Here is a 10520-nt window from a genome sequence, read left to right on the forward strand (position 1 = left end):
GCGTTCTATAAAAGCATGGCTGCCACTATATTAGCAACGCGCCTTCCTGAGGCGCTTCAGCGCTCCTGTAAGCACAGTTCCGGGTGCCGATCCCAGGGTTCCTGCGCCGCGGGCACGGGCCGTCGTACCAGGACCACCGCCAGCACCAGCGCCACGAGCGCGGTGGAGGTGACCGGCAGCCACAACGACGAGTGGGCCAGCAAGGCGGCGCCCAGGGCCGAACCGCCGGCGATCCCGATCTGGAAGCCGGTGACGTAGACCGAGGAGGCCCGGTCGGCGTCCTCGCCGGCCAGGCGCATCACGCCCGTCTGGAAGACGGGCCCGGCCGCGGCGAACGCGCCGCCCCACAGGGCGACGGCGACCGCGGCCGCCGCGCCGCGCGTCGTGGTGCCGCCCAGGGCCGAGGCGAGCGCCAGCAGTCCGATGCCCACCGCGAACACCGCGATGGTCACGGCCGCCGTCCGCTGCGGGGCCGTGTCGTTGTGCCGGCCCACCAGGAAGGTGCCCACCGCCCCCGCGGCCCCGAAGACCGCGAGCAGTACGACCACCGCGGCGGAGGTGCCGGTGAGGTCGGCGACGAGGACGGCGAAGTAGGTGTAGCTCAGGAAGTGCGCGGTGATGAGCACGACCGCGACGGCGCACAGGGTCAGCACGCGCGGCCAGGGCACCGCCGGCCGGCCGGGCTCCGGGACGGCCGGCCCCTGCGGTTCCCCGGCCACCGGCGGCCGGGGGTCGCTTCGCAGCCCGAGAGCCCAGACCAGCCCGAGCGTCACGGCGACGGTGGCCGCCGCGAGGACCAGGGCCGTGGCGCGCCAGCCGATCAGCTCGCCGATGAACGTGGTCCCCGGGCTGCCGAGGATCGCGGCGAGCGTGGAGCCGCCGAACACCGCCGCGGTGGCGGTGCCCACCCGCTCGCGCGGCACCAGCGTGGCCGCGGCCGGGGCGATCAGCGACCACAGCACGCCGTGCGTCAGGGCCGCGGCGACCCGGCTGACCACCATCATCGAGAAGCTGGTCGCGGCCGCCGCGAGCAGTTCGGCGACGACGAGGACGAGGAGGGAGACCACCAGGGCGGTGCCCCGGGAGACGCGGGAGGCCAGCGCGACCGTCGGCACCGTGACGACGGCGGCGACCACGGCGTAGCCGCTGATCAGCAGGCCCACCCGGCCGGCCGAGACATCGAGGTCGCGGGCGATGTCCTGGATGAGCCCGACCGGGAAGACCTCGAAGGTGACGTAGACGAAGGTGGCGCTCGCCAGGACGGCCAGCCGCGCGGCGGTCGGCGCGTCGATCCGTTCCCGGGCCACTGCGGTGCCGCTCATGCCGGGCCGGGTTCCGCGAGCGCCGGGTCGATCCGGACGAGGACCTTGGGACGGTTCCGGCTGCCGTCGGCGAGGCGGGCGAAGGCGGCGTCCAGTTCGTCCAGCGGAAAGACCCGGTCGACGAGGGCGTCCAGGTTCACCGCGCCCGACTCGACGAGTCCGACGAGCCGGTCCCAGTAGCCGATCCCGGACAGCACGCCGTGCAGCGTCACGTCCCGGATCACCAGACCGGCCGCGTCGAAGCCGTCCACGGCGTGGTGCGGGGTGCCCAGTTGGGCGATGCGCCCGCCCGCGGCGACCAGGCGGACGGCGGAGCGGACCGCCGCCTCGCTGCCCGACGCCTCGATCACGGCGTCGTAGGCCTCCTCGTCCGCCGCGGCCGGGCCTGCCACGGCGCGCAGGCCCAGCTCGGCGGCCAGCGCGCGGGCGGCCGGGTTCGGATCGAGGACGACCGTGTCCGCGCCGATCGCCCGGGCCGTCTGGGCCGCCGCGACACCGAGCGTCCCCGCGCCGAGCACCGCGACGCGGTCCGACGCCGTCACGCCGAGCCGGTCCACGGCGTGCACCGCGGCGGCGGTCGGCTCCAGCAGGGCACCGGCCGCGTCGGACAGGGCGTCGGGGATCCGGGTGAGGGTGTCCTGCGGCGCGGTGATCAGCTGCGCGCCGGCGCCCGGGCGGGGCCCGAGCACGCCGATCTCGCTGCGGTCCGGGCAGGAGCGGATGCGCCCGGCGTGGCAGTGCGCGCACCGGCCGCAGACGCGGAAGTTGTGGCCCGACACGCGCCGGCCCAGCAGGTCCGGGTCGGTGCCGGGACCGGTCCCGACGACGGTGCCGATCCACTCGTGGCCCGGGACGAAGGGGTAGCTCTTCAGGCCGTCGCGCAGGTAGTTGCTGCTGCCGTCGAAGAAGCCGAGGTCGGTGCCGCACAGGCCGAGCAGGCTCACCCGGACGAGGACCTCGCCGGGGCCGGGTTCGGGCGGTGCGGTCTCGGTGACGGTCAGCGTGCGGGGGGCGGTGAGCTGGATGGTTCTCATGGTGCGTCCTCGGGGTGGCGGGGGTCTTCGGCCGCGCGGCGGCAGAGCGCGATGTCCTCGCGCAGGCGGCCCGGGGTCTTCCGGTAGTCGTTCTCCACGAGCACCGAGCGGGCGCGGGAGCGCCGGAGCAGGGCCGGGAGGTCGTCGGCGGAGGGGGCCGTCGTACGGGAGCCGTCCTTGACGTGCAGGTCCGGCAGCAGGAGCCCGGTGGCCCCGACCTGTTCGGCGAAGGCGAGCGGCCGCAGTCCCGCGTCGGCCAGGTTGCCGGTGTCCAGGACCAGCCGCAGGGCCGGGTGGTCCACCGCCCGGGCCAGTGCGAGGGAGTCGTGCGGGCCGAGCGGCGACTCGTAGGCGACCAGCAGGTGCGTCCCGGCGAGCCGCGCGCACAGGCCGCGCAGCGCCTCGGCCGTTCCGGCACGCAGTCCGTCGGTGTTCGGCAGGCTTCGCCGGAACCCGGGCACGTGGAGCACGGCGGCGCCCAGGTGCAGGGCGCAGTCCAGGGCCCGCAGCAGCAGTTCCACGGCCGCCGGGTCGGCGGTGCCCTGCTCGTGCGCCAGGCCGATGTCGTTGAGGTGGTTGACGGCGAGCACGGGTACCGGGAGCTCCCCGGTGACCGCCTCGGCCGCTCGCAGGGCGTCGGAGTCGCTCAGCGGCGGGCCGCGGTGGGCACCGCCGTAGTCGAGGTGCAGCTGATCGGCCCCTGCCGCGAGGGCGGCGCGGGCGGCCGCCCGGCGGTCGGTGTCGATCCGCCACTGCGGCGCGGCGACGGCGAGCGCGGCCGGAGCCGGGCGGGCCGGGGGCAGGGCTGTGGTGGCCGGTGCGGTCATGGCCGGCTCCCGACACGGATCGCGGTCTTGAGCACGCGGCGGCCGTCGGCGCGGCGCCTGGACGTGGTCAGCACGGTGTTGACGAGGTCGGCGGCCTCCTCCAGTCCGACCTCGTGGGTGAGCACCTGCTCCCCGAGCCGCGGGGTGGTCCGCAGCAGCTCGACGGCGTCCCGCAGTTGGTCGCCGGAGACGCCGCGGTGGCCGCAGAGCAGGAGCCTGCCGTGCGGACGGGCGAACTCCTCGACCCGCGGGGGCCAGGGGGTTCCGCCGCAGTTCGCCGTACGGAGCGCGGCGACGTCGATGTCGCCCGCGGTCAGCGGGACCGGGCCCGAGGGCAGCCCGGCGTGCACGTCGACCAGGAGCGTGCCCGGCACGTACCGGTCCAGGGTGGTCAGCGCCTCGCGTGTTCCGGTGCGGGGTGTGCAGATGACGGCGGCGACCGGTGAGGGCAGACCGGCCAGCAGCCGGGGGAGGTCGGCGTCGTGCGGGTCGACGGCGTCGTCGCCGTGCCCCACGAGAAGGGTGCGCGGCCCGGGCTCCTCCGTGCGCCACAACTCGCGCGCGAGGCGCCCCACGATGCCGTCGCCCCACACGACCAGCGCCGCCGGGCGCAGCGTGTGGCACACGATCCGCGCGCCGTACCGGGCGGCGGCGAGCGGTTCCGCGAGCGCGGCCACCCCTGGCTGGGCGGCGTCGGCGGGCACCGGGACGACCAGTCCGGCGCGTACGGCCGCGGCGGGGATGCGGGTGCGCTCCGCCCAGAGCCCGGGAAGGTTGTGGCCGAGCAGGAAGGACGGGTCCTCCGGATGCGTGGGGTTCACGGTGACCGGCGTGCCCGCCGGCAGCCCGGAGTCCCCGGGTTCGACCACGTGGGCGACGCCTTCGTGGCCGAGGACGGGGCTGGGGTCGTCGCGCAGGCCGCGCAGGATCTGCCAGTCGGTGCCGCAGACGCCCACGACCGCCGGCGCGAGCAGGACGTCGCCGGGGTCGAGCCGCGGGGTGGGCACCTCGGCCACCTCGACCAGAGTACGGCCGGAGCTGTCGGCGGGCCGGCGGACCAGGGCCCGGTGGGTCGCGGCGCTCACGGGGTGACCCCCGGGAGCCAGTCGCCGATGCGCAGGACCCCGCTCAGCGGGTCCACCTGCCCCGGGCCGCAGAACACGAGCCGGTCGCCGAGCCAGGCGTCGTCGCGCCCCCGGTCGGCGTAGGAGGTGGCGGTGGCGAGGCGGCGGCGGATCTCGGCCGCGTAGTGGCCGGCCAGCCCTTCGGCCACGCCCCCGCCGATCCCGATCAGGTCGAGGTGCGGGTCGAGGCACCACAGGGTGCGCAGCAGGTGGGCGACCGGGGCGGCGCACAGCTCCAGCAGCCGCCTCGCGCCGGGGTCGTTGGCGTCGAGAGCGCCCGGGAGCCAGTCGGCGACCTGCGGGGCCCGGGGTATCCCGAGCCGCCGGGCCGCGCGGACGAGGCCCGGCCCGGAGGCGAGCGAGGCCAGGTGGTCCGTCGCGCCGCACTCACAGGGCAGTCCCGCCAGCACCTCCGCGCCGGGGTCGGTGAGCGGGACCGGCAGGTGGCCGACCTCGCCCTGCAGTCCCCAGGTGTCGACCGGGATCCTGGTCCGCTCCAGATCCGCGATCCGCAGGGCGATGCCGCTGCTGACGGTCAGATAGGCGACCCGGCGGGTGCCGGGCCGGGCGTGCACGGCGGCGAAGTCCAGCAGTGCCGCGGTGACGTCGTTGACGAGGTGCCAGGTGACGTCGGGCCGGCTCCGCCGCAGGTCGGCGGCGAGGTCGTACGGGGTGTCCGCGGCTCCCCACAGCGGAGCCGATCCGTAGACGGTGCCGGTGAGATGGTCGATCGCCGCGCCGAAGGAGAGGGCGGCGCGGGCGCCCGTGGGGACCCGGTCGCTGAGCAGCTCGACCATGTCGGCCCGCAGCCGGGCGGTGGAGCGGTCCGGGTGGCGCAGGCGGCTGGGTGAGGGCACCCGTTCCACCGGCGCGCCCGGTCCGCCGGTGCTCATCCGCACCCAGGTGCCGCCGATGTCCGCCGCGAAGGTCGTCGCCGGCGCCCCGGCGGCGGTCCGATGGTCCTCGATCGGGTCCTGGGAGGCGGCGACGGTGCTCATCGCCGGACCACCGGTCCCGCGGCGACCGGCTCGGGCACGTCGAGGGTCACCCCGGCCCGGCCCGGCTGCCGGTCGGCGACCCGGAACCCGCGGAAGTCGGCCCAGCGCGGGGCCACGTCGTCGTAGGCGTCGAGGCTGCCGATGACCACGGTGCGTCCGCAGCCGGCCAGTCCGGCCCGCACTCCGGCGCTGGAGTCCTCGACGACGACGGCGTCCTCCGGCGGGCAGCCGAGCGCGGCGGCGGCCCGCAGATAGCCCTCGGGTTCCGGCTTGCCGCGCGTCACGTCGTCCGCGCTCACCAGGATCGCGGGCAGCGGGAGTCCCGCCGCCGCCATTCGCACCTCCGCCAGCCGGCGGCCCGCGGAGGTGACCACGGCCCAGGCGTCCGGCGGCAGGTCGGCCAGCAGCGCCCGGGCGCCGGGGACCTCCGTGATGCCGGTGGTCTCCGACTCCTCGTGCGCGACGAGGCGCCGGGTCTCCGCCGCCGCCTGGTCGGAGTCGGGGAGGAAACGGCACACGGTCTCCCGGGTGGGGCGCCCGTGGGCGAAGGTCAGCACCTCCGCGAGGTCGAGCTGGTGCCGCTCGCAGAAGCCGGCCCAGGTGGACTCGACCAGCGCGGTGGAGTCCACGAGGGTGCCGTCCATGTCGAACAGCAGTGCAGCCGCGTGCAGTTGAGGCAAGGAATGCTCCTGGGAATGGGTCCGCGGACGGACCGGTGACGTACGGATGACCGGCCACGGCCGGGTGATCGGCCACGGCTGGGTGATCGGCCACGGCTGGGTGATCGGCCACGGCTGGGTGATCGGCTACGGCCGGGCGCCGGCGAGCGGACGCGACTGGGACACGGGGAGGTCGTCCGCGACGGACGTCCAGGTGGTGTCCTCGTGCACGACGAGCGCTTCCCCGGCGTGCGGCACCCCGCGGGTGCGGGCGAGTTCGACGGCCAGCGGTGCGAAGGCGGCCGGGGACATGTAGCCGCTGTAGTCGAAGTCCGCGGACCGGCGGGCCCGGATGCCGGGGCTGTCGACCATGCCGGCGGGCAGGGCCTGCACGAACGTCGTCTCGGCCGGGTCGGTCTCCTGCGACACCGAGCGGATCAGGGAGTCGGCGGCGGCCTTGGTGGCGGCGTAGCCCGAGCGGTTCGGCCCGGCGTTGTAGACGACCTCGGACGAGATGTGCAGGAACATCCCGGGGGCGGCCGCGCGCAGCTTGGGCAGCGCCGCACGCAGCGTCCACGCCAGACCGTGCACGTTGACCGCGAACTGGTCCAGCCAGTCGGCCTCGCTCACCTGCGTGAACGGCTCACGCCGGGAGGTGAAGTAGACGGCGGAGTAGCAGGCCAGGTCCGTCCGCTCCGGGATGCCGGCCCGCAGCGCCTCCTTGGCCTGCTCCGGATCGCGGAAGTCGAGCCGGTGCCAGACCAGCCGGTCACTGCCCTGGCCGGCGGGCCGGCTGCGGCTGAAGACGTGGGTCTCGATGCCGGCGGCGGCCCAGGCGTCGGCGACGCCCCGCCCGATCCCGGTCGAGCCACCGATCACCACCGCACGCTCGGGCATGCGCTCCGGGGCGGCACTCATGCGCTCACCAGGGCCTCGGCCGGAGCGTCCTGCGCCATGTCCTCGGCACGGCGGCGCAGCAGCTGTGCCGCCGCGCGCAGCTCGGCGGGTTCGACGTCGTTGACGAAGCGGTGGCGCCCGATGCCGACCGGCAACGGCAGCCGCTGCCGGCCGTCGCGGTGGCGCACGGTGTCGCGCAGCGCCGCCTCCAGCAGGCTCGGGTCGTCCAGCACGTCGTTCCACAGCGGCAGTCCGAGCGCGCGGATGACGGAGAAGATCCGGTCGGCCTGTTCCTGGCCGACGTCGCCGCGCAGGAGACCCAGCGCCGTGGTGAGCGCCATGTCGATCACGACGGCCTCGCCGTGCAGCAGCTCCGGGAGGGCGTGCATCTCGATGGTGGGGCTGAAGGTGTGCCCGTAGTCCACGCAGCGCTCCAGCGCGGACTCCCACAGGTTGGGCTGCAGCTCTTCGAGCATGAGGTGGATGGACTCGGCGACGATCGCGTCGGCGGCCCGGGCGAGTTCGCCGGTGGAGCCCTGGAAGCGGTCCGCGCGCACCTCGGGGCCGGACCTCTCCAGCAGTTCGAACAGTTCCTCGGAGCGGATCAGCGCCATCTTCAGGATCTCGGCCAGGCCGTTGCTGATGTGCCGCAGGTCCAGGCTGCGCAGGAACGACCGGTCGAGGAAGGTGGCCGTAGCGGCCGCGTAGGTACCCAGCCGGTTCTTCCCGGTGTCGTAGTTGACGCCGGTCTTGACGCCGACTCCCGCGTCGACGAGGCCGATCAGCGTCGTGGGGATGCGGATGTACGGGGTTCCGCGCCGGTAGAGGCTCGCCGCGAATCCGACGATGTCGGTGAGCACCCCGCCACCGATGGCGATGACCGGCTCGCGGCGGCGGTCGATCCCGAAGTCGTTCATGGCGTCGACGACCCGGGAGACGGCGTCGAACTGCTTCACGGTCTCGTCGGCGCGCAGGGCGAGCACCGTGACCGCGATGTCGTGGTGGTCGAAGAACGCGCGGATCCGCGCGCCGTAGAGCGCGTCCACGTTCTCGTCGATGACGACGAGCCGCCGCTCTCCGGCCCGCAGCGGGGCGTCCGGGCAGCCCGTCAGCAGCGTGGTGTTGTCCGGCGAGAAGAGGTGGTCGGAGCTGACGACGTGGTACCGCACCTGGCGTACGGCCTCGACCGTCCAGGCCGGGCCGTTGTCCATGGCCAGGCGGAGCCCCTGGGTGAACTGAGTGCCGCTATGCATGTCCCCTCCAAAATCGATGCCACGTCACTGCACGAGTGACCTCTTGAGCAGCGCTGTGTCGAATATAGTAGCAGCAGAACCGCCGCATGTAACATTCGTGCTAAGCTGATGGGCACGGAGACGACGCTGTCGACGCACGGGGGGACAAACGCAGCGCGCATCCGCCGGGCTGAGCCGCACCGCGCCTCACCGCCGCCACCCTGAGTCGCCGGAACCCCCCTGGAAGGTCGACCGCATGGCCACGCTGGCAGAACGCCTGAATGCCTGGTTCGCGGATGCCGCCACGGCTGATGCCGTGGGCCGGCTGCGTGAACCGACAACCTCCGAAGTCGCCCAGGCGATCTCGCAGGACCCGAGCCACGACGTCACGATCTCCCGGAGCTATCTGACGGCGTTGCGCAACGGCTCGCAGACCAACCCGACGGTCAGCGTGCTCTCGGCGATCGTGCGGTATTTCCAGTCCCGGGAGATGACGCTGCCGGTGTCGGTGAGCGCCCTCATCTCGGAGGATCCGCCCACCCCCGTCCAGGAGGAGAAGGACGAGTGGGCCGAAGCGCTCTCCGACCGGCAGGTGCGCTCCATCGCCATGCGCGCCGGCCAGCTCACCCCGGCCATGCGCGAGCAACTGCTGTCGATCATGGACGTGCTGGACGACCCGAAGAAGTCCGCGAAGTCCTCCCCTGAGGCGAAGTCCCCTGAGGAGGGAGACGCGTGAAGGCCGTCCGCCTCACCCGGACCGGCGGACCTGAGGTCCTGGAAGTCCAGGAGGTGCCCGACCCGGAGCCCGCGGAAGACCTGGTGATCAGGACGGCCGCCGCGGCCGTCAACCCGGTGGATCTGGCGACCCGTTCGGGCCTGATCCCCACCTCACTGCCCGCCGTGCTCGGCTGGGACCTGGCGGGCACCGTCGCGCACGCCCCGGCGGGCTCCGGCTTCCGCGCCGGTGACCGCGTCCTGGCGATGACCGCGCAACTGGGCACCGGCGTGGGCAGCATGGCCGAGTACGTGTCCTTCGACCCGAAGTATGTGGCGCGGGTGCCGCAGGGCATGGCCCTCACGGACGCCGCCGCACTGCCGCTCACGGGTGTGACCGCGGTGCAGTTGCTGCGCCGGACCCCGGACCGCCGAGGCAAGCGGATCCTGCTGATCGGCGCGCAGGGGGGCGTCGGCGCGCACCTCGCGGCCCGCCTGCTCGACGAGGCGTCGGCCCGCACCGACCTGCTCGTCCGCCCCGCCGACCACTCCGCATGGCAGGAGCGGCGGGCCGGGTGCCCGGCCGACGGCGCGGTGCTCACCGACCCCGCGCAGGTGGAGGCCGGGGCCTACGACATCGTCATCGACGCCGGCGGCGCGCCCGGCCTGTTCGAGGCCGTGCGCCCGCGGGGCGCCTTCCTCACCATCACCCCGTTCAGCGCCCCGGACCCGGCCGTGCGACCCGACGTGGCGTACACCCTCATCGGCGTGGAACTGGACGGGGACGACCTGGCCGACGTGGCCGAGACCGCGGCCCGGGGGGACGGCCCGCGCCAGGAGGCCACCGTGCTTCCCTTCGAGGAGGCGGCCGAGGCCCACCGGCGCCTGGAGCGCGGCGGTTTCCGCGGCAAGCTGGTGTTGGTCCCCTAGACCTCTGGCTCCCTGGACCTCCGGCTCCTCAGGCCTCTGGCTCCCTGGGCCTTCTGGTCCCCAGGGAGCCGCCGCCTTGTCCTACGGCCGGCCGCCCCGGCCGAAGCACCGGGCGGCGGCCCGGAGTTCACGTGAGCCCGTTCTCGAAGACGAGGCTGCCGTAGACGGAGGGCCGCCAGGGCTCGTCGAGCCCGTGGCGCCGCGCCTGCCGCTGCGCCGCCATCGCCTGGTGCATGAGCGTGGACGCGACGATCTCCGCGTCCCTCTCGTCCCGGTCGGAGTAGCAGTTGCGCAACTGCGGCTGCTCGGGCCGCTCCCCCGACAGGTCGTAGGCGACGATGTGCCCGACCTCGTGCAGGATGATGTGCTCCTGATGCGCCTTGGTGGTCTTCGCCTGGTAGACGATGACGTCCTCGTCCTGGCGGGAGAGCAGGACCCCGAAGGGTCCGTCGGCCGGCAGGTCCCACTCCAGCAGTCTGATCGGCGTACCGCGCTGCTCGGCCAGCAACTCGCACAGCTTGGTGACGCCCAGCGGCAGCGGAGGCGCGAGTTCCCGCATCAGCCGGCGGCTGTGCGATCTCAGCTCCGCGTCCCGTCGCCGATCGTCGCCCAGGCCCGGGAACCTTCCCCCACCGCGCCGGAATAATGTGCTGAACACCTGTACCCCTGTGTGTCATGACGTCTACTCACGGACCGCACACGACACACCGTTGAGCCAGAGTCGGCCGACCCCAATCTACCGTGCTCCCCCCGCCACCCGAAGGGTGCGGGCCCGCAGACCGA

The 10520-nt window shown here is 74.3% G+C and carries 11 protein-coding genes; 2 read left to right on the plus strand and 9 right to left on the minus strand.

From position 1 onward, the window contains the following. Positions 1 to 56: 56 nt before the first annotated feature. From ACSUPV_RS14815 to ACSUPV_RS14850, 8 genes are all read right to left on the minus strand, one after another. Positions 57 to 1322, minus strand: a complete 1266-nt coding sequence (locus tag ACSUPV_RS14815; RefSeq protein WP_359787632.1) for an MFS transporter — start codon at positions 1320 to 1322, stop codon at positions 57 to 59. Further along, positions 1319 to 2356 (minus strand): zinc-dependent alcohol dehydrogenase, encoded by a 1038-nt coding sequence (locus ACSUPV_RS14820; protein ID WP_382612781.1) that lies wholly within the window; start codon positions 2354 to 2356, stop codon positions 1319 to 1321. Before ACSUPV_RS14820 ends, ACSUPV_RS14815 begins: the two co-directional genes overlap by 4 nt. Next, entirely contained in the window at positions 2353 to 3183 is an 831-nt protein-coding gene (locus tag ACSUPV_RS14825) for a sugar phosphate isomerase/epimerase family protein (protein WP_382612784.1), read from the minus strand. Before ACSUPV_RS14825 ends, ACSUPV_RS14820 begins: the two co-directional genes overlap by 4 nt. After that, on the minus strand, positions 3180 to 4268 hold the full coding sequence (locus tag ACSUPV_RS14830; RefSeq protein WP_037757591.1) for an alcohol dehydrogenase catalytic domain-containing protein: 1089 nt from the start codon (positions 4266 to 4268) through the stop codon (positions 3180 to 3182). Before ACSUPV_RS14830 ends, ACSUPV_RS14825 begins: the two co-directional genes overlap by 4 nt. Beyond that, positions 4265 to 5305, minus strand: a complete 1041-nt coding sequence (locus ACSUPV_RS14835; RefSeq protein WP_382612788.1) for an ROK family protein — start codon at positions 5303 to 5305, stop codon at positions 4265 to 4267. The genes ACSUPV_RS14830 and ACSUPV_RS14835 overlap by 4 nt, the downstream gene beginning before the upstream one ends. Then, on the minus strand, positions 5302 to 5985 hold the full coding sequence (locus tag ACSUPV_RS14840) for an HAD-IA family hydrolase (RefSeq protein ID WP_436947641.1): 684 nt from the start codon (positions 5983 to 5985) through the stop codon (positions 5302 to 5304). The genes ACSUPV_RS14835 and ACSUPV_RS14840 overlap by 4 nt, the downstream gene beginning before the upstream one ends. Before the next feature lie 126 nt (positions 5986 to 6111). Next, positions 6112 to 6882 (minus strand): SDR family NAD(P)-dependent oxidoreductase, encoded by a 771-nt coding sequence (locus ACSUPV_RS14845; protein ID WP_359787641.1) that lies wholly within the window; start codon positions 6880 to 6882, stop codon positions 6112 to 6114. Then, a complete protein-coding gene (locus tag ACSUPV_RS14850; protein WP_436947642.1) occupies positions 6879 to 8114 on the minus strand; it encodes a sedoheptulose 7-phosphate cyclase in 1236 nt (411 codons plus the stop codon). Before ACSUPV_RS14850 ends, ACSUPV_RS14845 begins: the two co-directional genes overlap by 4 nt. 235 nt (positions 8115 to 8349) lie before the next feature. Between ACSUPV_RS14850 and ACSUPV_RS14855 the strand changes: the two genes are divergently transcribed. Together ACSUPV_RS14855 and ACSUPV_RS14860 are read left to right on the plus strand one after the other, a co-directional pair. Next, a complete protein-coding gene (locus ACSUPV_RS14855; RefSeq protein WP_051648270.1) occupies positions 8350 to 8829 on the plus strand; it encodes a hypothetical protein in 480 nt (159 codons plus the stop codon). Beyond that, positions 8826 to 9737: an NADP-dependent oxidoreductase gene (locus tag ACSUPV_RS14860; RefSeq protein ID WP_037757586.1), complete on the plus strand. Its 912-nt coding sequence runs from the start codon at positions 8826 to 8828 to the stop codon at positions 9735 to 9737. The genes ACSUPV_RS14855 and ACSUPV_RS14860 overlap by 4 nt, the downstream gene beginning before the upstream one ends. Positions 9738 to 9864: 127 nt before the next feature. On the opposite strand, the gene ACSUPV_RS14865 is transcribed toward ACSUPV_RS14860, so the two are convergent. Next, positions 9865 to 10296, minus strand: coding sequence for a hypothetical protein (locus ACSUPV_RS14865; RefSeq protein WP_436947643.1), 432 nt, complete (start codon positions 10294 to 10296; stop codon positions 9865 to 9867). Positions 10297 to 10520: the final 224 nt, after the last annotated feature.

The organism is Streptomyces sp. SudanB52_2052 (assembly GCF_964272415.1).
In the GTDB taxonomy this organism is placed as follows: domain Bacteria; phylum Actinomycetota; class Actinomycetes; order Streptomycetales; family Streptomycetaceae; genus Streptomyces; species Streptomyces olindensis.